This is a genomic window from Microbispora sp. GKU 823, assembly GCF_002027145.1.
GTDB lineage: Bacteria > Actinomycetota > Actinomycetes > Streptosporangiales > Streptosporangiaceae > Microbispora > Microbispora siamensis.
The window spans coordinates 88,232-111,780 of the sequence record NZ_MWJN01000003.1 but is presented as its reverse complement, the minus strand read 5'-3'; the positions used below and the strand labels follow the sequence as shown (position 1 = coordinate 111,780).

Annotated in this window: 21 protein-coding genes and 2 pseudogenes; 12 read left to right on the top strand and 11 right to left on the bottom strand. The window is 73.0% G+C overall.

Annotated elements, in window-relative coordinates; all coding sequences use genetic code 11:
• Positions 1–45 precede the first annotated feature (45 nt).
• On the bottom strand, positions 46–942 hold the full coding sequence (locus B1L11_RS03330) for a polysaccharide deacetylase family protein (protein ID WP_079313134.1): 897 nt from the start codon (positions 940–942) through the stop codon (positions 46–48).
• A gap of 145 nt (positions 943–1,087) precedes the next feature.
• Positions 1,088–2,071, bottom strand: a pseudogene (locus B1L11_RS54485) (ROK family protein); the annotation flags it as partial.
• Positions 2,072–2,188: 117 nt separating this feature from the next.
• Between B1L11_RS54485 and B1L11_RS54480 the strand changes: the two are divergent.
• Together B1L11_RS54480 and B1L11_RS03315 are read left to right on the top strand one after the other, a co-directional pair.
• Positions 2,189–3,358 carry an ADP-ribosylglycohydrolase family protein gene (locus tag B1L11_RS54480; RefSeq protein ID WP_372974642.1) on the top strand — a complete coding sequence of 390 codons (1,170 nt, stop codon included), beginning with the start codon at positions 2,189–2,191 and terminating at the stop codon, positions 3,356–3,358.
• 222 nt (positions 3,359–3,580) lie between these two features.
• Positions 3,581–5,401 carry a DUF2075 domain-containing protein gene (locus B1L11_RS03315; protein ID WP_256862182.1) on the top strand — a complete coding sequence of 607 codons (1,821 nt, stop codon included), beginning with the start codon at positions 3,581–3,583 and terminating at the stop codon, positions 5,399–5,401.
• 83 nt (positions 5,402–5,484) lie between these two features.
• Here the strand turns inward: B1L11_RS03315 and B1L11_RS03310 are convergent, their stop codons facing one another.
• The gene (locus tag B1L11_RS03310; RefSeq protein WP_079313056.1) at positions 5,485–6,225 is read right to left on the bottom strand and encodes a TetR/AcrR family transcriptional regulator; all 741 of its coding nucleotides are present in this window, start codon (positions 6,223–6,225) and stop codon (positions 5,485–5,487) included.
• 102 nt (positions 6,226–6,327) lie between these two features.
• On the opposite strand from B1L11_RS03310, the gene B1L11_RS03305 reads away from it, so the two are divergent.
• A complete protein-coding gene (locus B1L11_RS03305) occupies positions 6,328–7,047 on the top strand; it encodes a DUF2306 domain-containing protein (protein ID WP_079313054.1) in 720 nt (239 codons plus the stop codon).
• 131 nt (positions 7,048–7,178) lie between these two features.
• On the opposite strand, the gene B1L11_RS44755 is transcribed toward B1L11_RS03305, so the two are convergent.
• From B1L11_RS44755 to B1L11_RS46435, 3 genes and pseudogenes are all read right to left on the bottom strand, one after another.
• A complete protein-coding gene (locus tag B1L11_RS44755; protein WP_256862181.1) occupies positions 7,179–8,045 on the bottom strand; it encodes a serine hydrolase in 867 nt (288 codons plus the stop codon).
• Positions 8,046–8,137: 92 nt separating this feature from the next.
• Positions 8,138–8,257, bottom strand: a pseudogene (locus B1L11_RS54475) (hypothetical protein); the annotation flags it as partial.
• Positions 8,258–8,602: 345 nt separating this feature from the next.
• Positions 8,603–8,773: a hypothetical protein gene (locus B1L11_RS46435; protein WP_179154952.1), complete on the bottom strand. Its 171-nt coding sequence runs from the start codon at positions 8,771–8,773 to the stop codon at positions 8,603–8,605.
• Positions 8,774–8,891: 118 nt separating this feature from the next.
• Between B1L11_RS46435 and B1L11_RS03290 the strand changes: the two genes are divergently transcribed.
• Positions 8,892–10,721 carry a CocE/NonD family hydrolase gene (locus B1L11_RS03290; protein WP_218670870.1) on the top strand — a complete coding sequence of 610 codons (1,830 nt, stop codon included), beginning with the start codon at positions 8,892–8,894 and terminating at the stop codon, positions 10,719–10,721.
• A gap of 49 nt (positions 10,722–10,770) precedes the next feature.
• On the opposite strand, the gene B1L11_RS03285 is transcribed toward B1L11_RS03290, so the two are convergent.
• Genes B1L11_RS03285 through B1L11_RS03265 form a run of 5 tightly spaced genes read right to left on the bottom strand, consistent with a single transcriptional unit; the run spans position 10,771 to position 14,364 of the window.
• Entirely contained in the window at positions 10,771–11,478 is a 708-nt protein-coding gene (locus tag B1L11_RS03285; RefSeq protein ID WP_179154951.1) for a CHAT domain-containing protein, read from the bottom strand.
• The gene (locus B1L11_RS03280; protein ID WP_079313046.1) at positions 11,475–12,077 is read right to left on the bottom strand and encodes a hypothetical protein; all 603 of its coding nucleotides are present in this window, start codon (positions 12,075–12,077) and stop codon (positions 11,475–11,477) included. The genes B1L11_RS03285 and B1L11_RS03280 overlap by 4 nt, the downstream gene beginning before the upstream one ends.
• Positions 12,008–12,547, bottom strand: coding sequence for a hypothetical protein (locus B1L11_RS03275; protein WP_143736861.1), 540 nt, complete (start codon positions 12,545–12,547; stop codon positions 12,008–12,010). The genes B1L11_RS03280 and B1L11_RS03275 overlap by 70 nt, the downstream gene beginning before the upstream one ends.
• Entirely contained in the window at positions 12,447–13,598 is a 1,152-nt protein-coding gene (locus tag B1L11_RS03270) for a hypothetical protein (protein WP_079313042.1), read from the bottom strand. The genes B1L11_RS03275 and B1L11_RS03270 overlap by 101 nt, the downstream gene beginning before the upstream one ends.
• The gene (locus tag B1L11_RS03265; protein WP_079313040.1) at positions 13,570–14,364 is read right to left on the bottom strand and encodes a hypothetical protein; all 795 of its coding nucleotides are present in this window, start codon (positions 14,362–14,364) and stop codon (positions 13,570–13,572) included. Before B1L11_RS03265 ends, B1L11_RS03270 begins: the two co-directional genes overlap by 29 nt.
• Before the next feature lie 137 nt (positions 14,365–14,501).
• Between B1L11_RS03265 and B1L11_RS03260 the strand changes: the two genes are divergently transcribed.
• The 8 genes from B1L11_RS03260 (at position 14,502) to B1L11_RS03225 (ending at position 23,408) form a co-directional block, all read left to right on the top strand.
• Positions 14,502–15,038 (top strand): S8/S53 family peptidase, encoded by a 537-nt coding sequence (locus B1L11_RS03260; protein WP_079313038.1) that lies wholly within the window; start codon positions 14,502–14,504, stop codon positions 15,036–15,038.
• 6 nt (positions 15,039–15,044) lie between these two features.
• Positions 15,045–15,605: an RNA polymerase sigma factor gene (locus B1L11_RS03255; protein ID WP_079313036.1), complete on the top strand. Its 561-nt coding sequence runs from the start codon at positions 15,045–15,047 to the stop codon at positions 15,603–15,605.
• A gap of 9 nt (positions 15,606–15,614) precedes the next feature.
• Entirely contained in the window at positions 15,615–16,115 is a 501-nt protein-coding gene (locus tag B1L11_RS03250) for a hypothetical protein (RefSeq protein WP_079313034.1), read from the top strand.
• A gap of 142 nt (positions 16,116–16,257) precedes the next feature.
• The gene (locus B1L11_RS03245; RefSeq protein ID WP_143736860.1) at positions 16,258–17,034 is read left to right on the top strand and encodes a hypothetical protein; all 777 of its coding nucleotides are present in this window, start codon (positions 16,258–16,260) and stop codon (positions 17,032–17,034) included.
• 2 nt (positions 17,035–17,036) lie between these two features.
• Positions 17,037–17,705, top strand: a complete 669-nt coding sequence (locus B1L11_RS03240; protein ID WP_079313030.1) for a hypothetical protein — start codon at positions 17,037–17,039, stop codon at positions 17,703–17,705.
• A 5-nt stretch (positions 17,706–17,710) separates the two neighbouring features.
• Complete coding sequence (locus tag B1L11_RS03235) at positions 17,711–18,967, top strand: hemopexin repeat-containing protein (RefSeq protein ID WP_143736858.1); 1,257 nt, start codon at positions 17,711–17,713, stop codon at positions 18,965–18,967.
• 31 nt (positions 18,968–18,998) lie between these two features.
• Positions 18,999–21,086 carry a hypothetical protein gene (locus B1L11_RS03230; protein WP_143736856.1) on the top strand — a complete coding sequence of 696 codons (2,088 nt, stop codon included), beginning with the start codon at positions 18,999–19,001 and terminating at the stop codon, positions 21,084–21,086.
• Between the two features lie 303 nt (positions 21,087–21,389).
• The gene (locus B1L11_RS03225; protein WP_079313024.1) at positions 21,390–23,408 is read left to right on the top strand and encodes a hypothetical protein; all 2,019 of its coding nucleotides are present in this window, start codon (positions 21,390–21,392) and stop codon (positions 23,406–23,408) included.
• Positions 23,409–23,549: the final 141 nt, after the last annotated feature.

Here is a 23,549-nt window from a genome sequence, read left to right as displayed (position 1 = left end):
CCGAGCCCGCAGCCGGGCCCGTCACCGGGCCCTCTGGGCCGCGCTTCACCGGGCCCTCTGGGCCGTGCGCAGGTCCGACCAGCCGATGAGGCGGACGCCCTCCTCCGCGATGGCGCGGCGGACCTCCGGATCGGTGAACAGCCGCAGTTCCATGCCGCGTTTGGCGTGATGCGGCATGATCTGCCGGAGCTCGCCGGTGTCCTCGAACGGGTGGATGTAGATCTCGGTGACGCCGGGGCGCAGCGCCCGGATCAGCCCGATCATGTCGCTTCTGACGCTCTCGTACGTCTCCCCCTCGGCCAGTTCGAAGGGCAGCGTCCACAGCCGGTCGAGGATCACCACGCCCGCCGCGTCCGCGGCCTCGGCCCTGGCCCGCGCGAACGGCTCCAGTTCCTCCGGCAGGCCCATGCCGTCGAGGGTCCGGGGCAGGCGGAACGGCAGGCCGTGCTCCGCGCACGCCTTGAAGACCACGTCGAGGAAGTCCCTGCCGGTGACCAGGCCGTACAGGCTGCCCATGTGGTTGTCGGCGTGCGACGGGTCGAGGCCGAGGGCGACGGCCCTGCGGATCTGCGCGTCGATCTCCGCGCGGACCTCCTCGGGGTCGGCCCGCTCCTCCACGGTGCGGCAGTCGGCCGGGAAGTAGCCGGCGTCGTCCACGAGCGAGGACACCGCGCGGTCGCGGGTCACCGGTCCCCACCGGTATCCCTCCCACTCGCTGGTGAACGTCAGGTGGACGCCCACGTCGTAGCCGCCCGCGACAGCCGTACGGACCGCATCGGGAGCCCACGGGCACGGCGTCATGACGGTCGCCGAGCTGATGGCGCGGGCGGCCAGCAGTGCGGTGATGCCGGTGTTGGCCGCCCGGCACATGCCGTAGTCGTCGGCGTTCACGATCAGCAGCCGGTCGTCCGGCCCGGCGCCGAGCCGTTGCGCGAGGTTCACGCGATGTCCCCTTCCTCGACCCTGCCGGGTCCGTGTCGTACGGCCGCCCGCCCACGACGGCGGCGAAGGCGCGTTCGCGCGCCCGATGGCGGGCGAGCCAGGCCGCACCGCGCAGCACCGCGTCCCCGGGAACGCCGCTCGCGATGATCCTGATCGGGAGCGGCGCGGCGTCCCTGGCCAGGTGGCGGCGGATGCGGCCGAGCAGCAGGTCGGCGCTGGCGCCGAACGCGCCGCCGAGCACGAACAGCTCCGGCTCGATCACGAGGGCGATGGAGGCCGCGACGTGGGCGATCCTGCGGGCGGTCGCGTCGACGACGGCGAGCGCCCTCTCGTCGCCGCCCCTGGCGCTTTCGAAGATCTCGCGCGGGGACGGCCTGCCCTCGATGCCGGCCTGCCTGGCCTGTTCGGCGATGCGGCGGGCGCCGAGCACCTCCGTGCCGAGCTCGGTCGCGGGATGGGGCAGGAATCCGACCTCGCCCGCTCCCCCGGCGAAGCCCCGATGCAGACGGCCGCCGAGCACGATCCCGGCGCCGAGGCCGACCCCGACGCCGAGCAGGACGAAGTCGGCGACGTCGGCGCACGCGCCGAACCGCTGCTCGGCGACGGCGGCGAGGTTGACGTCGTTCTCCAGCAGCAGGGGCACCGGCAGGTCGCGCTCGATCGCCTCGGCCAGGCCGCGGCCGCCCTGCGGCAGCCCGTAGGCCCGCCTGACGGTGCGGCCGTCGCGTGCCACGACCGCGGGGACTCCGACGACGGCCTGGCCGATGGCGCCAGGCCCGGTCCCGGCGCGTCCGGCGCACTCGGCGGCGAGCGCGGTCACCGCCGCGGCCGTGTCGGCCACCCTGCGGCGCGGCGCTTCGGCCTCCGCCTGGGCGAGCGTCTCCCCCACCGCGTCGACGAGGACGGCGCGGACGCGCAGGTGACCGATGTCGACGCCGAGCGCGAGCGCGCAGCGGGGAGCGACCCGGTAGAGGGTCGCGGCGGGCCCGCGACGGGTGGTGTCGGCGCCCGCCTCCTCGACGACCCCGCGTGCGACGAGCTCGCGCAGCGTCTGGGCGACGGTGGTCTTGGACAGGCCGGTGGCCCTGGTGATCTCCGGCCGGCCCAGCGGCCCCTCGCGGTCGACCACGTCGAGCACGGCGCGGGCGTTGATCGACCAGAGCAGGCCCTGCGGCCCGGCCAGGTAGTTCCCGCTCACGCTCACCTCGCGTCCGGCCCGAGTAGGTCGGAAAGTTTCCTACTCGAGGTGAGCCGTTTCTATCCGATCGGCGGCCCCACGACAAGACCGCTACGGTTCATTCGAGGCAGAAAGGGGACCATCGTGAGCAATGCCGAAACGGGCGAGATTCCGTTCGGGGCCCGGGTGCGCGGCTGCCTGCTCGGCGGGGCCGTAGGGGACGCCCTCGGCGCGCCCGTGGAGTTCGACTCGATCGCCACCATCCGCCGCGACCACGGCAAGGCGGGCCTGACCGACCTCGCGCCCGACTGGCGCGGCAAGACCGGCCTGATCACCGACGACACCCAGATGACGCTGTTCACCGTCGAGGGGCTGATCCGCGCCGGCGTACGCGTCAGGGAGAGAGGCATCGGCGGCGGTGAGGTGCAGGTGGTCCGCCACGCCTACCTGCGCTGGCTCGACACGCAGGAGCACCGCGTGCCGCCGCCCGCGGACGACCTCGTCCGCACCGGTTGGCTGCGCGAGCAGACCTGGCTCTACTCCCGTCGCGCACCCGGCAACGCCTGTCTGTCCGGCCTGCGCGCCGACCTCGGCCCGCTCGCCGCCCCCGGCCTGCCCGGGCCGGTCAACCCCGGTTCCAAGGGCTGCGGCACCGTCATGCGCTCCGCCCCGTTCGGACTGGCCACCCGCGACCCGCGGGCGGCCTTCACGCTCGCGGCCGACTGTGCCCAGATCACGCACGGGCACCCCACCGGTTATCTGGCGGCCGGGGCCTTCGCCGCGCTGGTCTGTTTCCTGGCCCAGGGTGCGCCGCTCGCGAAGGCCGTACACGACACTCTCGGCCTTCTCGCCGAACGGCCCGCGCACGAGGAGACCACCGCCGCGATCGAGGCGGCGGTCTCCCTGGCCGGCACGGCGGAGCCGTCGCCCGAGACGCTGGAGACGCTCGGCGGCGGGTGGGTCGCCGAAGAGGCGCTCGCCATCGCGGTCTACTGCGCGCTGGTGAGCGGCGACGACATCGAGCGGGCGCTGCTGCTCGCGGTCAACCACTCCGGCGACAGCGACTCGACCGGCTCCCTCTGCGGCAACCTGCTCGGCACCGTGTACGGCGACGAGGCCCTCCCCCGGCACTGGGTGTCCCGGCTGGAGGGCAGGGACACCGTCGTCGAACTCGCCAACGACCTCACCACCCAGCTCACCGGCGGCCGCGTCGACCGGGACAAGTACCCCGGCTGCTGAACCGCCACGGGTCAGAACGGCGCGAGACGCACGCTCCGCCGGGATCATGTCGGTGGATCGTTGTAATCTTCCGGACGTACTGGTGATGCGGCCCGACGGGCTTCCGTTCTCTCGCCCGAGAACGGACACGCCCCCACACCGCACGAGTCTTTCGTGCTGCCTGGGGGTAGGTCCGTGGCCGTTGTCCGGCATTCCGCGGAAGGTCTGCTTCAGCTCGCGTCCGTGCCGGAGAGGGTGCTGAGCGAGGTGATAGCCGAACAGCTTCGCATCACTCAGGGCGTCAACCCCGGCAGGAGCGAGCGAAGGTCCTGGGATCGCAGCCTGCCCGTGCTCGCCCGTGACCTCGTCGACGCCGGGCTCGGCGGCGTCGAGATGCTGCTGGAATACCAGTTACCGCTCACCAGCAAGCGGGCCGACGTGATCCTCGCCGGCGTGGACCGGCACAGCGGCGACGACGCGTACGTCGTCGTGGAGCTCAAGCAGTGGAGCCACGCCGAGCTGTACGAGGACGACGCCGACCTCGTTCTCGTCCCCGGCATGGGCGACCACCCCAAACTTCACCCGGTCGTGCAGGTGCACGGCTACTGCGACTACCTCGCCGACTTCGTCGGCGCCCTGGAGGACCGCCGTCACGCCGTACGCGGGGTCGCCTACCTGCACAACGCGAACGACCTGGACATCCACGACCTCTACGACCGCGTGGACGACGAGCGGACCCGTCTGTTCAGCCAGAGCCGTCGTGGCCAGTTCATCGACTACCTGCGTGCGCAGTTCGCGCCCGAACCCGGTGCGCACGCCGCCGACAGGCTGCTGGCGTCGGCGATCCGGCCGTCCAAGCAACTGCTGAAGGTGGCCGCGGCCGAGATCAAGCATCGGGACCAGTTCGTCCTGCTGGACCAGCAACGCCTGGCGTACGAGATCGTGCTGCACGCGGTGGAGAAGGCCAGGGCGTCCGACTCCAAGGAAGTCGTCATCGTCACCGGCGGTCCCGGCTCGGGCAAGAGCGTCATCGCCCTGTCGCTGCTCGGCGAACTCGCAGAGCGCGGCTATCCGGCACACCACGCCACCGGATCGCGGTCCTTCACCGAGACCATGCGCCGCCACGTGGCCAGGGGATCCACGCGCACGAAGGCGATGTTCAAGTACTTCAACAACTTCATGGCCGCCAAGCCCAACGACCTCGACGTGCTGATCTGCGACGAGGCCCACCGGATCCGCGAGACCTCGGCCAACCGCTTCACGAAGGCCACCGACCGGACGGGGCGTTCCCAGCTCGACGAGCTGATGAGCGCCGCCCGCGTCCCCGTCTTCCTCCTGGACGAACACCAGGTGGTGCGGCCGGGCGAGACCGGGACCGTCGCCGACATCAGGGCGCACGCACAGGCCCGCGGTCTGGCCGTACAGCAGGTGGATCTGGACGCCCAGTTCCGCTGCGGCGGCAGCCGCGCGTACGAGGAATGGGTGCTGCGACTGCTCGGCCTGAACGGTGAGGATCCCGAGCCGTGGACCGGCGACCCCCACTTCGAGGTCACGCTCGCCGACTCGCCGTACGAGTTGGAGGGGCTGCTGCGGGGGAAGCTGAACGACGGTTACTCGGCACGGATGACGGCCGGCTTCTGCTGGCGATGGAGCGACCCGGACGGCGACCGCCTCGTCTCCGACGTGCGGATCGGCGGCTGGTTCAAGCCGTGGAACGTCAAGGGCGACCGCGCCGTCGGCGACGCCCCTCCCAGCGCGCTGTGGGCCACGATGCCGGGCGGCTTCGAGCAGGTCGGCTGCGTGTACACCGCCCAGGGCTTCGAGTACGACTGGAACGGCGTCGTCTTCGGCCCCGACCTCGTCTATCGGGACGGCCGTCTGATCACGGTACGCGCCGCCAGCAAGGACCCCGCGCTGCTGAAGAAGTCCGTCACGGACGAACAGGCCGACCGGCTGATCCGCAACACCTACAAGGTGCTGCTGACCCGCGGCATGATCGGCACGGCTGTCTACTCCGTCGACGCCAGGACGCAGGACTTCCTCGCCACCCTGTTTGATCGATAGGGTGGCCCGGCTCCGCTGTCGACCCGCTGCCCGGGCTGAAGGTCCGCGCCTCCTGTGGCGCCGCGCCGGCCGGTTGATCCGGCTCAGGTCCGGGCGGCGCGTTCGATCGCCACTCCCACCCCGTCGAGCAGGTGGTCCAGCCCGACGCGGAAGTCGTCGTCCGGACCGGGCCCCGCGTGGGGGGCGAACACCCCGGCCTCGACGGCGCGGGCCAGCGCCGGGAACCGGCCGGGGTCGGCGAACTCGGTGAGCAGTGCGGCGTACGCCCCGTCGGCCCCTTCCTCTGGTTCGGCGGTCACGGACGTCACGAGCTGGGCCGCGCCGCGCACGTAGTGCAGCACCAGCATGACCACCGAGAACCGGGCCCGCCAGTCCAGGGGTGTGCCGCCGAGAGTGCGCAGCGCGGCGTCCAGCCAGGCGAGCTGGCCGGGGTCAACCGGCGGAGAGCTCACCAGCTGGACGATCCACGGATGCCGCAGGTAGACGCCGAACAGCTCGACGGCCCACCGGGTGAGTGCGCCGCGCCAGTCGGCCGGCGCCGTGCCGAACTCCGGCGGGGGGCCGGGCGCGGCGTCCAGCATGAACAGCTGCAGGTCGTCCTTGCCGGTCACGTGCCGGTACAGCGACATGGGCGCGCAGCCGAGCCGTTCGGCGAGCCGGGCCATGGACAGCGCGGCCAGGCCCTCCTCGTCGGCGAGGGTGATGGCCGCCGCCACGATCCGTTCCAGGCTGAGCGCGGGCGTGCGTCCCCGCCCCTTCGGCTTGGCCCGCCCCCACAGCACGTTCAGCGCGTGCGGCAGCTCGTCTGCGATGTCGTCCGGCATTCCAGGAAGCTTACCAGTTTGCGTATGACCTACGCGTTGCGTATATGGTACGCATTAAGCGTATGGCATACGCATCTCTCCGACCGTCCCCCTGGAGCCGTCATGCACACGACGATCGACAGTCCTCCGCCGGTATCGGCCCGCCGGCGTCCGTGGTGGCGGCGCCGCTGGACGGTGCCGCTCGGCCTGGTCACGGCCGGGTTCCTCGCCTTCTCGCTGCCGCCGTACCTGACCGGGAACCCGTCGCTGTCCCGGGTGCCGCAACCAGAGGGGTTCGCCCTGCACTACCCGCTGCTCGTGGCGCACGTGCTGTTCGCCTCGGTCGCCATGGTCACCGCGTTCTTCCAGGTGTGGCCGTGGTTCCGCCGGCGGCACCCGGTGTGGCACCGGCGCGCGGGGCGGGTCTACGTGTTCGCCGGGGTGCTGCCGGCCGGGCTGACCGGCCTGGTCATCGGGGCGCGCACCCCGTTCGGGCCGTTCCTCGCGGTCAGCGACGTGCTCCTCGCCTTGCTGTGGCTCGCCTTCACCGTGACCGGCTGGCGCGCCGCCCGCGCCCGCCGATATGCCGACCACCGGCGCTGGATGCTGCGCAGCGCCGTGCTGACCTACTCCATCATCACCAACCGGTTGTGGACCGGGATCCTGATCACCGCCCTGCCCCCGCTGCAGGACACCGTCTTCCACGGCGACCCCGACCTGATGGCGTGGACGATCTCCGGTCTGTCCGGCTGGCTCGGCTGGACGATCCCGCTGCTGGCCGTGGAGTGGTACCTGGAGCGCGAAGTGGCCCGCCGCGGCCGCCGCACCGCGCTCGCGACCTGATCCCGGAGGCCGATCCCGGAACGACCGCCCGCCCCGGAACCGCCCCCGCCGGTTCCGGGGTGTTCGCGCACCCCGATCTTCGCGCAGACGGCGATCGGCGCGGGAGCGTGCAGGGTCTGATCAGGCGAGGGTCACAGGCCGTAGGACGGGAACAGGTTCGTGGTCGGCCAGGAGGTGACGCTGTCGGCCGCCACGTGCAACGGGTAGTCGATGTCAGCGGTGTAGTTCCGGCCCAGGGCGTCGTTCCACTGATTGAAGAGCACGACCCAGCTCAGCCCGTCATACCGCCGGACCATGAGGGTGGAGGTGCCGGGGTACGCCCCGTCGTGCCAGGTGTTCAGGCCGCCGCTGACGGGGCGGACAGACCAGCCCATGCCGTAGTACGAGCCGTTCCAGTCGACGGCGGGCTGGGCGAACACCTGCGCGATCGTCGACGAGGTGAGCAGGCCGGGCGCGTCGAAGATCGTGGTGAACTTCGCCATGTCGACGGCCGAGGAGAGCCAGGCACCGTGCGCGGCCATGTTCTCGAGGTTGAACGTCCCGTACGGCATCGGCACCTGAGCCCCGGAGTTGTCCAGCACGGTCGTCCCGCTGTACTGCGAGTAGTAGGGGATCTCCGAGGGCCGCCGCAGGCTCTGCGCCGTGCGGCCCTGCGTCATGCGGGTGATCTTCACCGGGGCGAGCACGTTCTGCTGGACGTAGGTCGCGTACGGCAGGCCGGTGACCTTCTCGATGACCTTGCCGAGCAGCATGTAACCATAGTTCGAGTAGGCGTACCTGTCTCCGGGCTTGAAGTCGAGCTTGTACCTCGACGTGTAGTCCATGATGTTCGCCTGTGTCACCGGCAGCGGCACCTGGAGCTGGTTGCTGATATTGAAGTCCCACTGGTACATCGGGTCGAACGATACGGAGCGGTCCCAGCCGCCGAGGTGCTGCAGCAGGTGGAGCACGGTGACGTCACCGAGTCTGGAGTCGACGGCCGTGCTGAGCCCCAGCATCGGCGCCACCGTGGCCGACAGGCTGAGCCTGCGTCCTGGACAAGCTTCATGATCGCGGTGGCCGTGACCGGCTTGCTCAGGCTGGCCAGGCGGAACAACGACGTCGGCTGGGCCAGGACCGGGCCCGACGTGGAGTTGTATCCCCGCGCGAGCACCAGCCTGCCCTGTCGCACCACGGCGAGCGAGGCGTACGAGATGCTCCGCGCCTCCATGAAGCTTTTCAGCAGGTCGTCGAAGGGCTGTAGCGACGGCGAACTCGAGCCGGTGACCGTCCAGGCGGGAGGAGTGTCGGCCGCGATCGCCGAGCGGGCGGGCGATGCGGCGGCTCCCACGACGGCGCCCGCGAGCAGGCGCAGCGAATCCCTGCGAGTCAGCATGAGTCGATCCCCGTTCTCCGGTCTGATGACGCTATGGACGACATCAAAGAGCGAAGATCCGGCTTTAGTGTGACATCCGCACTGAGCCCTTTTGATCGTGAGTAGCGGTCGCCCGCAGGTGAGGTCCAGACCAGGCGGCCGTGATGCCGATGCCCGACCAGCAAGATGAGGATGAAAGGTTCACCGGCGGACCGGCCGCTCAGCCCGCCAGTGGCCGTTGGTGGCGTCCATGGCCTTCCAGCGGATCTCGCTCGCGTCGCACAGCGGGTTGCGAGCACCCACATCGTCGTCTTGCCCGGCGAGCAGGACGACATCGACTCGTAGGCACGGGGCGGTCCTCTGATACTGCATCCATCGAAGTGCGCAGAGCTGAATTTCCGACATCTGCAGGATGCGAGGCCGCGGGGCCACCCATAGCGTCGAGGTGACGTCAGAGCCGACGTCGACGCCCCCCACGATAGGAACCCACGTGCGTCACAAACGTACTGTCCCCGTGCTCGCCTCGGCGGCGCTCCTGTGCGGTGGCCTGGCCCCCCTTGCCATGTCCACCCCGGCACAGGCCGCCACGATCCCGTCACCGGGCCACGCCGTCTCCCACGAGGAGAACGTGCGGGTCCCCGCCGGAGCGCTGTGGACCGAGCAGTACTTCCCGTCCTCGGACGGCAGCGAAGTCGAGCTGCACGCCGACGTCCTGAGACCCGCCCACCTGCCCTCGGACGCGAAGACGCCGGTCATCCTGTCCGTCGGCCCGTACTTCGGCCACATCGGGCAGACCGGCAACGACGGCTTCACGGGAACCGGCCCGTCCGAGCGCTTCAACGACCTCATCGAGGGCGCCGACCTGATGGCGCGCGGGTACACCGTCGTCATGGTCGACCTGCGCGGCTTCGGCGGCTCGACCGGCTGCCTCGACTGGGTCGGCCCCGGCGAGCAGGCCGACATCCGGGCCGCGGTCGACTGGGCGGCGAGTCAGCCGTGGTCGACCGGCAAGGTCGGGATGTACGGCAAGTCGTACGACGCGGTGACCGGCCTCGTCGGCGCGAACCAGGGCCGCCCGGGGCTCGCGGCCGTCGTCGCCTCGGAGCCGCTGTGGGACATGTACAACTACCTCTTCAGCAACGGTGTCCGGCGCCCGAACTACCTCGGCACCCCGCGGGCCTACAACGGCATCGCGAGCCTGCCCGGCATGAAGGACGACTCGGACCACTACCGGCAGAACGCCGACTACGAGAAGACCCACCCCGAGTGCCTCGCGAACAACCTCAAGGACACCCAGGACCCGGACCGCACCTCCGGCTACTGGAAGGCCCGTGACCTCGCCGCGATGGCGAAGGGATCGCAGGTGCCGCTCTTCGTCACGCAGGGCTTCATCGAGAACAACACCAAGCCCGAGGACATCCAGCGGTACCTGACGAACCACGCCGGCCCGACGCGGGGCTGGCTCGGGCAGTGGGAGCACGTCCGCGGCAACGAGACCGACAGCCAGGGCAGGCTCCTCATGGGCCGCGCCGGCTGGTTCGACGAGGTCATGCGCTTCTACGACCTGCACCTGAAGGGCATCGTCCCGTCCGTCGAGGATCCGGACTTCCTCGTCGAGGGCAGCGACGGCGTGTGGCGCGCCCAGGACTCGTGGCCGGTGACGAAGCGTGAGACGACGGTTCGCCTCCAGCCCGGCAGCTACGTCGACAACGGCCGCGCGCGGACCGCCGCGCCACAGACGGCCGAGGATGCCGGCGTGTGGGACATGGAGCACGCGCCTGACCTGCCCACGGGACCGCAGGACCAGGGCTACGGCCCGAAGCCGCGCACGACCGACGACGGCAAGGGCTTCTACTCGTGGTCCAAGCCGGTCAACAGCGATGTCCGGGTCACCGGCACGCCGCGCGTGTCCTTCACCGCGGAGGGCGAGGGCAACGTCCTGGTCCGGATGTGGGACGTGGCCCCCGACGGGACGGCCGTGATGTTCGACGAGCAGATGTCGCTCGTCAGGACCGGCACGGTCGAGTTCGACCTCAAGTCGACGGAGTGGACCCTGGCGCAGGGCCACCAGCTCGTCGTCGGCATCGGCACCAACACGACCCGGTCGTGGTCGGACACCCCGTCGAACCAGACGATCACGGTGAGCTCGGCCTCGCTCTCGTTGGCGCTCGACAACGTCCGGTTCGACACCCCGGCGCAGGGCGACGTCTCGCCGTTCCTCGCCAGCTACCTCCGGTCGTACACCTCGGCGTGGACCGACACGGCCCCCCGGCAGCTTCCCCCTGAACGTCCCGCAGGGGCAGGGCTGACCCGGACCTGAACGAGCTGCCGGCGGCGGGGCACGCGTCGGCGAGGCGACCACCGCCTCGTCAGCCGGCGCCGGCGGCGGCCCGATCACGGCCCGGATCGCGGCCGAAGACCGGGACGGCACCGGCGCCGATGCACACGAAGCCGGCCGCCGCGGCGGCCGTCCGCGGGTCATCGCCCCGGACGGCCCGCTGGGCCTCGGCGAGGGCGGCGGCGGGCGGGCGCCCGGCGGCCAGCCGTTCGTGGAAGGCCACCATGACGGGGGTCGTCGCCGCGTCGGGGATCGGCAGCACCGAGGCGACGAGCTGGGACGTGCCGCGGGCGAGGAACGCCACGGCGAGGCCCATCAGCTCGTCGCCGGTGCGGACCACGGAACGACCGCTGTCGCAGGCCGCGAGCACCAGCGTGTGCGGCACCCGCGGCAGCCGTTCCACGTCGTAGGCCATCAGCGGCCCGTCGGCGAGGGCGATGCCGGAGAACAGCGGGTTCTCCGCCGACAGGTGGCCGTGCGCGGCGAGATGCGCGAGCCCGGCCCGCGACAGGGCGGCCGAGACCGCCTCGACCGACGCCGCGGCCCCGGCGAGCACGGTGCCGTCGTGGATCGCGCCGACCGCCGCCGCCTCGGGCCCCGCGGCCGGCAGCCGCGGGCCCGCCACCGCGACCACCCGTCCCCCGGCCTCGACGCCCCTGCCGTCACCGTCCGTTCCGTCCGCCGACGCGAGGCGGGTCCGGGCGAGGTGCCACAGCGTCGCGGACGGCGCGACGGTCACGGGCCGTCCGCGCAGGACGGCAGGAGGGACCGACAGGGCAGGCTGTGCAGCGGTCCTGTGGGCACCACGACGAGCGGGCGGTCGCCGATCTCGGCCAGCGGCCCGAGCAGCAGGGCGTCGAGCCGGGCGGCCGCGGCGTCCAGCAGCGCGGCGGACGCGGCCAGCAGCTCGGGCCGGGCGTCCGGGCGCGCGCCGCGCCGCACGGCGAACGTCAGCCGCTCGATCAGGTCAGCCGCCTCGGCCGTCGCTCCGAGGCGCCGGACGCCCACGCGGCCGTCCACCACGGTGAGCACGTGCAGGTCGGCGCCCCTGCGGACGTACTCGACCAGCGCCCACGAACCGAGCGAGGCGGCGAGGTCCCGGGGCGTTACCGGGGCCGCGGGTGCGTCGCCGGGAGTGCCGGCGAGCCGGCGGCTGTGGTCGCGGATGCGCCGTTCCAGGTCCGCCTGCCGGGCGAGCAGCGGTGCGGGCGCCGCCGCCTGACCGGCCAGGTCCCTCGTGACGGAGCGCAGCCGGGCCAGCAGCGCGGTCAGCACCGGGTCGTCGGGCGGACGGACCGGCGCGGCCGGCAGACGGCTGGCCCGGGCGCGCTCGACCACTCGAGGAGGCCGTCGGGGCGGCCGGCCTCGAAGGCCACCTCCAGTCCCAGCGCCACCAGGTCGGCCCGGTGCGCCGCCGCGTGTACCCGCAGGTCGGTGGCCCCCATCGCTGAGGCGTGCTCGTCCAGGACCCGCAGGCCCGTCCGTACGGCGGCGAGCACGCCGCGCGCGTCCCCCTCGGCGCGCCGTTGAAGCGCCCGCGCGTACCAGCCGCGCGCCCGGACGAGCGCCGGTCCCCGGGACCGGGACGCCGCCGCGGCCCGGCTCAGGTAGCCGGCGGCCACATCCGCCGTCCGGGAACGCCCCTCTGCGGCGGGCTCCGCTCCCGCCCGCGCGTCACCGGCGTCTCCGGAGCGGCCGGACCCTTCTTCACCCCGCCGGACGCGGCGCTCGGCGGTCACCTGGGCGGCCACGATCGCGGCGTCCAGCGCCGCCGCGGGCCATCCCGCCGCGTCCAGGGTCGCGACCATGACGTCGATGACCGCCGCCGGGAGGCGCGGCCGGCGGCCGGCGGCGCGCTGGGCGGACAGGGCGGACAGCCGGGCCAGTTCCGCCCACTCCCGCCGCCCCTGGGCGCGGAAACGGCGCAGCGCCGCACGGGCGTGGCCCAGCGCGGCGGCCGGATCGCCGGACAGGATCTCGGCCTGTCGCGAGCAGCACCTGCACCTCGGGCACCTTGAGCGAGCGGCGCTCGCGGCGGTAGGCGTCCACCGCGCGGGCGGCGGCCGCCTTCGCCTCGGCCGTGAGCCCCACCGACAGCAGCAGCTCGGCCCGGTCCTGGTGCAGCGTGCCCAGCTGAGCGCCGTGCGCGCCGATGATGCGCTCGGCCCGGTCGAGGTGGCGCAGCGCGGCCGGTACGTCGCCCCGCAGCGTCTCCATGAGACCGAGGTTGTTGGCGATCAGGCCGATCGTGAGCGGGCGGCCGAGCTCGCGCGCCAGCGTCTCCGCCTCCAGCAGGTCGCGTTCTGCCGCGGAAAAGGCGTGCCGGTCGGAGTGGACGAGGGCCCGGTTGATCAGCATCCGCTGCACGCCGAGCAGGTCGGCGTGCCGGCGCAGCACCTGCAGCGCCACCTCGAACTCGGCGAGCGACTCGTCGAGGCGGCCGATCACGTGCAGCACGATCGCGCGCTGCGCGCGGGCGCGGGCGGCCGCCATGCCGGTCAGATCCGGCAGGGCGGCGTCGATCTCGCGCAGCGCGGCCTGCGGCCTGCCCCGTTGCAGGACCGCGAAGGCGAGCTTGTACCGCGCCTCGGCGGCCAGGTCGGCGCGGCCGGCCCGCACACCCCAGGCGGCGGCGCGGCTCAGGTGCCTGACGGCGTTGTCGAGCTCGCCCACGTGCAGGAGCGCGTGGCCCCAGGCGCGTTCGGCCGTGGGACGCCGCCACGGCGTGGCCCGCACGGGCGCGCCGCCGGGCTGCCTCTCGGCCGTCGGCAGGCCCGAGACCGGGTCGCGGTCGACCGCGGCCAGCGCCGCCTCGGCCTCGGCGAGCGGCTCATCCGCCGGCTCCGGCGACCCGTCCACGCGCGGCGGGCCGCCGCTGCCGCCGTCGGCGGGAACGGCGGGAGCGGGTGCTGGAGCGTTCCCGTGGGCCCTTGCGCCCGGCGGCGTTTCCTGCGTTGGATGTATCACGGCCAGGCCCTCGTGGCTCCGTCTGAGGAAGTTCGCGTTCCGGACAAGTCATGACCCCGGGAAGGACACTATCCAGATGCCAGTCGACGCGGGCACCACATCGCACCAACCGGACCAACTCATCGTCGACCTCCTGCACCTGGAGGTCGTCGAGCGCATGCTGAACGACTTCGGCGTCGTGCACGCCGCCCTCGCCCCCGACGACCGGGACGAGCTCCTCGGGCTGGCCCGCCTGCGCGACCTCAAGGACGCCGACGACGATCCCGTCGAGGTCGGCGAGCTCCTCGCCCTGCTGCGGGAGAAGGCGGCCGCCGACCGCGGCGGCTGGGTGCCGAGGATCGGCAAGAACCGGGTCGTGGACGCGGTCATCGGGGACGGCCACAAACCCATGTCCCTGCCGGACGGCGCGGTCCTGGCGAGCGGCCACAAGCCCATGCACCTGGTGAGCGGCGAGTTCTCCGCCCTCGGGCACAAGCCCATGTCCCTGGGCGAGTTCGACGTGCTGGGACACAAGCCGATGGACGGCGGGCAGCCGGAGCCCGCCGGCCCCGCCGACGTGCCGCAGTCGCTCGCCGGCCACGAGGACGCCGGGCGCGGCGTGCGGGTCGGCGTCGTCGACACCCCGCTCGCGTCCACGGAACCGGGTACGGCGGAGCATCCGCTTCCGTACCGCTCGGGGCACTCCGCGTTCGTGCGCAGCCTCATCCAGCGGGAGGCGCCGGCCGCGGAGCTCTCCGTCGAGGGGGTCCTCGACCCCGGCACGGGCCGGCCGACTCCTGGGACACGGCCCGGGCCATGCTGCGGCTGGCGGCCGCCTTCCAGCCGGACATCCTCAACCTCTCCCTCGGCTGCTTCACGCTGTCCGGGGGGCCGCCGCTGGTCATCGCCCGCGCGATCGAGCGGCTCGCCCCGCGGGTGCTGGTCGTGGCCGCCGCGGGCAACCACGGCGCGCTCCCCCACCTCAGCTCCGGACGCAGCCGGCGCTCGGCCTGCTGGCCGGCCGCCGTCCCACCCGTCGTCGCGGTCGGCGCGTACGGCACGGTGGACGGGCACCCGGTCATGCCCGGCTGGAGCCCGGACCTCCCGTGGGTGGCGTGCCTGGCGCCCGGGGAGGGGGTCGTTGGCTCGTACCTCACGGGAGAGGTCGACATCGACGGCCGCCGCCAGACCTTCCAGGGCCACGCCCGGTGGAGCGGCACCTCCTTCTCGGCCGCCCTCGTCACCGGCGCGGTCGCCGCCCGCACGGTCCCGGGCTCGGTGACGCCCCGGCAGGCGCTGGACAAGCTCCTGGCCGAGGCCGCCGAGGTCCGGCCGTACCCGCTCGAGGGCTGACGGGTCATGCGCGACGATCCGGTCGTCGTCGACCTCGTGCTCCGGGCGCGCGAGGGCGACGCCGCGGCGTGGGACGCGATAGTCGAGCGGTACGCGCCGCTGGTCTGGGGGGTGTGCGGCCGATACCGCGTGACCGGCAGCGACGCGGACGACGTCGCCGGCGGCGTCTGGCTGCGGCTGGTGGAGCGCCTCGACACGCTGCACGAGCCGGCCGCCCTTCCCGGCTGGCTCGTCCGCACCACCCAGCGACAGTGCCTGCAACTGCTGCGCGCCCGTAAGCGGCAGGTTCCGGTGGACGGCCCCGAGCCGGGCGCCCGCGGGGAGGAGGACGGCGTGGACGGCGAGATACTGGTGGCGGAGCGGCGGCACGCCCTGCGCACGGCCTTCGCCGAGCTGCCGGCCCGGTGCCGGGAGCTGCTGAGCATGCTGTTCGCCGAACCGCCGGCCTCCTACGCCGAGATCAGCGCCGCGCTCGGCGTCCCGGTGGGGGCGATCGGCCCCAGCCGCGGGCGCTGCCTGGATAGGCTGCGCAGGAGCCGGGCACTGGCCGCTCTCCAGCCGGCCTAGGCGGTCGACGTGGACGGGGGCGACGGCGTGACGGACGCACCGAGCTGGTGGGACGACGACGACCGGCTGCTCGAGGAGCTGGGGCACGCGGTGCGCGAGGCCCGGGTGCCCGAGTCCTTCGTGCGCGCCGGGAAGGCGGCCTTCGCGTGGCGGACCGTGGACGCCGAGCTGGCCGAGCTGCAGCTCGACTCCCTGCTCCCGGCCCGGGAACCGGCGGGCCTGCGCGACGAGCCGCGGCCGGACGGCTCGGGGCCGCGCGTTCTGAGCTTCGCCGCCGGCGAGCTGTCCATCGAGGCCGAGATCCATCCCGACGCGGTGCGCGGGCAACTGGTGCCCGCGCAGTCCGGTGCGGTCCTCGTACGCGACGACGACGGCCCCGTCCGGGAGGTCCCGGTCGACGAGGTCGGCTGGTTCGTGATCGAGCCGGTCCCGGCCCGGCGCTTCCGGCTGCACGTCCGCACGTCCGCCGGGGCCTCCGTCATCACCGGCTGGATCGACGCCCGGCCGTAGGCGACCGCGCCCCGGCCGTAGACCGGCCGCGGCCGCCGGAAAATTCGCGGAGATTCGCTGTATCACCGGTCCCCCCGCGCCATCCGTCCTGCGACAGACCACCGCGTCAGCGGTGACGTACCGCACCGGAAGGACCAGGATCGTGAGCGATCCCGCACGCGCGATGAGCAAGGAAGACGCCTACGCCGAGCTGCTCGACCTGCAGTCGAGCGACGTGCTCCGGCTGGAGGGGGAGGGCGGCCCGGACGGGGTGAGCCTGGACGGCTGGGACGGCGAGCAGCCCCAGGACGGCAACGTCGCCGGAGTCGTCGTCCGCTACCTGGCGTCGGGCACGGTGACGTTCGGGCAGCCCGGCCACCCGGCGGCGCCCGACCGGCTGGACCCCCGCAACGCGCTCGCCCTGGTGCGGCTGTGCCAGTGGCTGAAGGACACCTACAACGTCGTCGAGCTGTACCACCTCGGCATCTCCGGCGGCGGCGTCGACAGCCAGGGCCGCCCGCGCACCGACTGCCACGGCCAGGGCCGCGCGGTCGACTTCGTCGGCGTCAAGGCGGTCGCCGAGGACGGCGAGGAGTGGACGCTCACCGTCAACGACGACTGGGGGACCGTGTCGACCGCCGCCACCCCCGGCGGGAACTGGCCGCCCGGGACCGGGTCCGACACGTCCTACCGGCTCGACGACGAGGAGGCCGACCCGTTCACGCGCGACTTCTGGCGCGCCGTGTACGAGTTCGTCGCCTCGGAGTGGCAGGACCGCACCGACGGCCCCGATGGGCTGGACACGCCCACGTCCATCGGCGAGCGCAGCTTCATCATGCACCCCGACCACCCGGCCACCGCCCCGGGGACGCCGCACGGCCGAGAGGCCCACAAGAACCACATCCACATGCAGATCGGCGTCACCGGAACGGCGGTCTGAGCATGCGCAACCTCACCTTCTGCGACATCCGGCTGCACCCCTCGACGGTGGACTCCGTCTTCGAGGAGGCCATGACCGGCGACGTCATGCCGGGCGCGGGCGACCTGCCGCACCCGCCCGGCACGCTGTTCACGCGCAGCCTGTACCGCGAGGCCGGCTACGGGTTCCCGCCGGCGTACCGCTGCATCGTGAACTCGATCCTGGTGAGCGACACCCGGTTCTTCGGCATGCGCCCCCGGATCGCCCGGCTCGGCGCGGACACCAAGGAGCCGCGCTTCCGGCTCGTCGCCGGCGCGGCTCCGGACGACGAGACGGCGCTTGACGTGCTGCGGACGCGGGACGGCCACTCGCTGGTGATGGCCGCCGTCCACCTCCCGCTGCGGATGATCCAGGAGACCTTCGAGAAGGAGTTGGCGGCCGCGATCGAGGAGGAGGTCACCGTGCCGTCCCGGTTCAGCGCGGTGTCCGGCGCGATCTGGACCCGCGACGACGAGGCCGTCCACGGCCGGGTCGAGTACCTCGTCGCCGCGACGGGCGACTTCGCCGAGCTGCGGCTGCGGCCCCGGACGGTCGAGCGGATCGAGGCGGCCGGCGGCACGCTGGTCGAGTCGCGCGGGTTCCGCCACGTCGGCACGGTGTCGGGCGAGCCCGCGCCTCGGGCCGGGGGGTGACGGCCGTGGACAAGCTCTGCGGGTTCGTCGCCCCGTCCGGGGCGAAGGCGTACTTCTTCACCGGCGAGCGCTACATCCGGTACGACGTCGAGGCCGACGGCGCCGACGAGGGCTACCCGCTGGCGATCTCCGACCAGTGGCCCGGCCTGTTCGAGGCGGACATCGACGCCGCCCTGCCGTGGAGTGACGGCTCGGTCTTCTTCTTCCGCGGCGACCAGTGCCTGTCGTACGACCTCGAGAACGGGATCGTGCTGGACGGCCCGCGGCCGATCGCCGAGATGTGGCCCGGGCTGTTCGAGTCCGGCATCGACGCCGCGATCCTTTGGGGCAGCGGCAACGCCTACTTCTTCTCCGGAGAGGAGTACCAGGAGTTCGACGGCACAACCGGCCGGATCGACCCGGAGACCAAGTCGGTCGCCGACGACTGGCCTGGAGCGTTCCCGCGGATCGAGACGGCGTTGTGGTGGCCCAGCGGCAACCCGTACATCTTCTCCGGGAACGAGTACGCGAGGCTCGACCCGGACGACGGCTCCGTGGCCGAGGGCTTCCCCCGGCCCATCGAGGACTGGCCGGGGCTGCCGATCGGGCCGCTGGCCGAGGACGTTCCCGAGCCTCCCGCACCGGGCGGGCCGACCGGCTCGGCGCGCTCGGTCAGGGACTTCTTCCCCGAGTTCAGCGCCCCCTTGGAGGGCCGGCTCCCCTACCTGTACCAGGACGTCAAGGGCCTGGTCACCACGGGCGTCGGCAACCTCGTCGACTCCCCAGAGGAGGCGGCCGCCCTGCCGTTCGTGCACAAGGACACCGGGACGCCCGCCACCCGCGCGGAGATCGTGGCCGAGTGGCACCGGATCAAGGACGCGCCCGACCTCGCGAAGAAGGGCCACCTCGCGGCGAAGGCCATCCACACCCTGGAGCTGCCCGACGCCGCGATCGACGAGCTCGTCCGCGAGCGGTTCGACGTCAACGAGGCCCGGCTTTCGGCCTTCTTCCCCGGATGGGCGGACTGGCCCGCCGACGCCCGGCTAGGGGCGCACAGCATCGCCTGGACAGGCTCGTTCTTCCCCACCCGCTGGCCGGGCTTCAACGCCGCCGCGAACGCCGGCCGGTGGGAGGACGCGGCGGCCCAGTCCCACCTGCGGGAGGACGGCAACCCCGGCCTCGCCCCGCGGAACCGGGCGAACCTCCGGCTGTTCCGCAACGCGGCCGCCGTGGTCGCCAGCGGCCTCGACCCGTCCCTCATCTACTACCCCGCCGCGCTGTGAGCGGCCTTCCCACACAGTTCAGGAGCCAGCGATGGTGAACCCAGCAGGACCGATCATGGCCGGCGGCTTCGAGACCGTCACCCTCAACGACGCCGGCGTCGAATACTCCCTCGTCTTCCTCCCCGACAAGCACAACGACGAGCTCCAGGCCCAGGGGGCCAACCCCGTCTTCTACTGGCTGCCGGAGCGGATGCGCCTGGCGCGCAAGCCGAACGGCGACCTCAGGCTCAGCTTCCTGCATTTCCTCGGCGTGCAGGACGGCCAGACGAACCTCGGCGTGGCCCCCGGGCAGACCCGGGAGACCTCGGGCGGGGTGCTCAGCTTCGCGATGACCGGCGCGCCGCCCGAGGGCGTCCTGCAGGCCGCGCACAAGCAGATCCTGGAACGGATGCAGCAGGGCAGCCGTGACCGGTTCTGGCAGGTCAAGCCGGGCGTGGCCGGCCGGTCCACGATCGCCGACATCCGGCCGATCCCGATCAGGAGCTCCACGCTGCGCCTTATGATCACCGACCAGGACGGCACGCAGGGCGGCAACGCGGGCGACCCGTTCTTCGTCACCGCCCAGGGCGCCGGAACCGGCAGCCTGATCCCCACCGCCGAGCACCCGTTCGTCGTCAACCTCGGCACGTTCGCGGCGGCGCAGGTGGAGCAGGGACTGCTGGGCACCGAGGTGCCCATCGGGGTGACGGCCGACCTCACACTGCCGCTGTGGGCGCCGATCACGCGGCTGCACATGACCGCCGACTGGGAGCGGGTGTTCAGCCACTTCACGGCGCAGGCCAACGCCAGCTGGTGGTGGAGCTCGGGCGACCTCAAGGCCACCTGGAACACGCTGCGGATGAACGGCGACATCAAGGTCGAGCTGGAGATGGACCGGACCATTCCCGGCGCGGACAACAAGGAGGCGATGGTCACCAAGTACATCGACATGCTCGTGGCGATGTGGCTGGAGCAGGCGAAGCAAGTGATCTTCCAGCCGATGCCGGAGGTCCAGGACCCGGGCCCGCCCAAGCCCGGCGGGCTGCTCAACCTCTTCGGCTGGGGCTTCGGCGCGGGGTTCAACCTCAACTTCCGCCACGATCGGGTGGAGATCGCCAACTCCTTCACCTTCGAGGTCGACGAGATGTACGCGCAGCCGAGCACGATGGGCGGCAACGTGGACGGCGTGGCCGACCTGCTGGCCGCCCACCCGGAGCTCAAGAGCCGCTACATGCGCACGCTGTACCTGGACAACTGGGAGCGCAAGATCACCACGGTCTGCCGGCCCGTCATCAAGTGGCCCGACCCGGACCACGGCGTGAGCGGCGACCCGGTGAAGTTCGCCAGCGTCCAGATCGGCTACCCGAGCGTGAACGGCGAGATCGCGTGGTCCGCCCACGACTTCCTGCCGCCGCCGCGCCCGCAGGAGGTCGACGCGACGACCGACGTGCACGGCGAGGGCGCCCCCGTCGGGGAGACCACCCCGCTCGCCCCCGCCTCCTCGCCGACCCTCGTCTACGCCAGCGGCGCGACCAGCGAGGTCTTCTTCGCCCGGCAGACTCAGAAGAAGGCGGAGGAGGTCGCCGGCGCGCCGGAGGGGTGGCGTCCGGACAAGGTGTTCGTCCGGCGCACCATCCAGTTCGACGAGGCGCCGTCCGCCCTCGACGACCGGTTCTCCCGGATCATCGTCGAGGCCAACGAGGTGGACCTCGACCCGGGCCCGTTCGGCACGCTCACCGACAGCCTGAACGTCGCCGTGCGCGCCGACAACGCCGGCGCGCTCGTGCTCGCCCCGATCTCCATCAACCGGGACCTGACGGCGAGCAACCAGATCGTCGAGGTGCAGGTGCAGCCCAAGGGCGAGGGCCCCGACGGCGGCGAGCGCCCGATCGTGACGTTCACTTTCACCATGGCCGACACCGGGGAGAACTACAAGGAACGCCGGTTCGCCCTCTACACGGGACAGCCGGGACGGCCCCCGGCGTACCGGTACCGGGCGCGCGTGATCATCAAGGGCACGCTGTTCGAGGATGGGGACGAGTGGATCGGGCCCTGGACGGACGGCGAGGGCAGCGGCGACCTGTCCGTGCGAGTGCCGAAGAAGACCGCTCCCGGCGTCACCGTCGTGAGCCAGGACTGACCGGGATGAACACGCCAGGAGTCCCGGCCGACGAGCCGGGCCCCCGCGTCGGAGCGGCCGACCGGAGCGAGCCCCTGCTGCCGGACTCGCAGCTGGGCTCGCCCTGGTGGGCGCCCGCGCCGGAGCTCGTGCCCGCCTCCGAGGGCACGTTCCGGTTCCTGTTCCGCGTCACCGGTCACGACGACGAGGGATCACCCGTTCTCAGCGCGACGGTCACCGCCGTGCTCGCGCTTCCCCCCGCCGCCCGCCGGCGCCCGGCCCGTCCCGTGGACGGACGTCAACGTACGGCTGCGCATCCCGTTCGTGGACGCCGACACCGGCCGGCCGGCCTCCACCGAGCTCCCGGTCGACGTGGACCGGCGCGACGACGTCGTCCACTGCCGGGCCGAGATCAGCGGAGCCGTGGCCAGGGCCGCGTACGGCGCGCTGAGCACGCCGGGCTTCCAGCCGGACGACGGGGCGGGGGTGATCGTCAGCACGAGCTTCGTCGGCGTGCAGGAGACGCTCGCCGCGTGGGCCACCTCCGTGGTGAACCACGACAGGCCAGGCCCTCTCGAGGTCGTGCCGGTACGGGGATGGCCGTTCGAGGAGCCGCTGCGCGTGGAGCACCCGATCCCCGACGAGCATCCGAACTGGTCGGACGTGGTGACCACCGAGGTCCGCGTCCCCGGCGAGCTCACGATCGCCGGGCGGGGCGCCGCCCGGCTGAGCCAAGTGTCGCCGCCGTTCACGGAGTCGGCGCTCACGGGCACCTCCGCGGCGGCGCCGGGCGCGGTGGAAGCGTCGCTCGCGGACTCGGCGGTGGCGGGGCCGGCCTTGCTGGCGGCGTCGCCGGCCGAGGCCCGGTTGGAGGCACAGGTGGAGGCACAGGTGGAGGCGCCGGCGCAGGACCTCTCGGCCCCGCTGACCCTCGCCCGCGTGCCGCTCCCCCTGCCGCGCGCCGGTCGGCGCCTGGTGCTCCGCGACGACCTCGGCGGGCGGCGCGGCGGGATCCTCACCGGGACCACGGGATCGGGCGGGCTCGACCCCGACGGGTTCGCCACGGACCCTCCGTCGTTCACCATCGACATGGGCGTGTCCGTGACCCGCTCGCACCGCCTGCCGCTGCTGGTGCCGTGCCGGGACAACCCAGGCCTGTACCGGCAGGACGTCGGGGGCGGAGAGCCCGTGATCGTCGGCTGCCAGGACGCCTTCCAGCTCGGCCGCGTCCCGGCCCGGCGGTTCGCGCCGGCTCCGCGCCTGGACCGCGACCACCGGTACTCGGTGTGGGAGTCGCTCCAGCAGCCGGCCACGTACCTCGTCGTGCCCGCCCACTACCGCGTGGCCCGCGACGTGGCCGGCCGCCCCCAGCTGGAGTGGCTGCAGGTGTTCGACGCCACCGTGGACGCGGGCCTGCCGTGCCGGCTGCAGGCCCGGTGCGTGCCCGATCTGTCGGCGGCCGAGCTCACCGAGCTGGAGTCGCTGCTGCGCGCGGACGCCGGCGGGCGCGACGTCCGCGTGCTGCTCCCGACGTCCCCCTCGGTGGGGTCGACCGGGGTGTCGGTGCGGTCGAGCACATTGGAGGGCGGCCTGCGCGCCGTCCTGGACGACGACGCGATCCGTCTGGCGCTGCACGTGGACTACGACGACGCTGTCGTGGCGGTCACCCAGTTGCGCGGCGGCGACGCGGTCTCGCAGGTCGTCTTCGACACCGGCGACTCCTCCACCTCGATCGCGACCACCGTGCACCTGGACGTGGACGAGCTGGCCGGCCCGTACCCGGGCGGGCCGGTACGGGTCACCGCGACCGGCCTGCGCAACGACGCCGACACGGCGGCCACGGTGACGGCTCTCTGGGTGCGGCCGGCGGTCGGAGGATGGGAGCGTGTCCCGCTCGACCCGCCGGCGCACGTGCCCGCCCACGGGGACGTCGCGCTGCCCGCCGCCGTCCGGGACGGGGCCGTCGTGCCGCAGGCGCTGCTCGACGCTGCGGACCCCGCCCAGCTGGTCGTCCGCAACGTCTACCTGGAGAACCTGCACACGGCCGTCCTGATCCGGCGGGACGTGGACCTGCGGGCCGCGGGCATCGCCGGCGTGGGGCTGGTCTTCGCGGTGTCCGGCATCGAGGTCGCGCGGGCCGTCCTCCCCGCGGACGCGCCCACGCTCGAGGTCACCCTGGTGCAACCGCTGGTCGCCGACCGCTCGACGTTCGACCGGAAGGTCGCCGTGTCCGTCACGCTCACGCGGGACGACGGCAGCGTACGGCCGGCGGCGTCCGGCCCGGTGGTCGTGGACCTCGCGGCCGGCGCGATCGTCCGGCTGTCCCGGCTCATGGAGGTGTGACGCGGCGGCGGACGCGCGAGCCCTGGTCATGCGGCCAGGGCTCATCCGCGTCCGGCGGCCCTCGTTCCCGCGACCGTGGGCGGGATCGGGAAGCCGGACACATGTAAGAAGGAAGCCGCGACATGCCGCCGCGCCCAAACG

Excerpts from the sequence above, each read along its gene's own strand:
- B1L11_RS03230 (WP_143736856.1), top strand. The coding sequence starts at position 18,999 with ATGGTGAACCCAGCAGGACCGATCATGGCCGGCGGCTTCGAGACCGTC.
- B1L11_RS44755 (WP_256862181.1), bottom strand. The coding sequence starts at position 8,045 with ATGCTGGGGCTCAGCACGGCCGTCGACTCCAGACTCGGTGACGTCACC.
- B1L11_RS03260 (WP_079313038.1), top strand. The coding sequence starts at position 14,502 with ATGCTGCGGCTGGCGGCCGCCTTCCAGCCGGACATCCTCAACCTCTCC.
- B1L11_RS03275 (WP_143736861.1), bottom strand. The coding sequence starts at position 12,547 with ATGGTCGCGACCCTGGACGCGGCGGGATGGCCCGCGGCGGCGCTGGAC.
- B1L11_RS03265 (WP_079313040.1), bottom strand. The coding sequence starts at position 14,364 with ATGCTCCGCCGTACCCGGTTCCGTGGACGCGAGCGGGGTGTCGACGAC.
- B1L11_RS46435 (WP_179154952.1), bottom strand. The coding sequence starts at position 8,773 with ATGCAGTATCAGAGGACCGCCCCGTGCCTACGAGTCGATGTCGTCCTG.
- B1L11_RS03255 (WP_079313036.1), top strand. The coding sequence starts at position 15,045 with ATGCGCGACGATCCGGTCGTCGTCGACCTCGTGCTCCGGGCGCGCGAG.
- B1L11_RS03305 (WP_079313054.1), top strand. The coding sequence starts at position 6,328 with ATGCACACGACGATCGACAGTCCTCCGCCGGTATCGGCCCGCCGGCGT.
- B1L11_RS03240 (WP_079313030.1), top strand. The coding sequence starts at position 17,037 with ATGCGCAACCTCACCTTCTGCGACATCCGGCTGCACCCCTCGACGGTG.
- B1L11_RS03310 (WP_079313056.1), bottom strand. The coding sequence starts at position 6,225 with ATGCCGGACGACATCGCAGACGAGCTGCCGCACGCGCTGAACGTGCTG.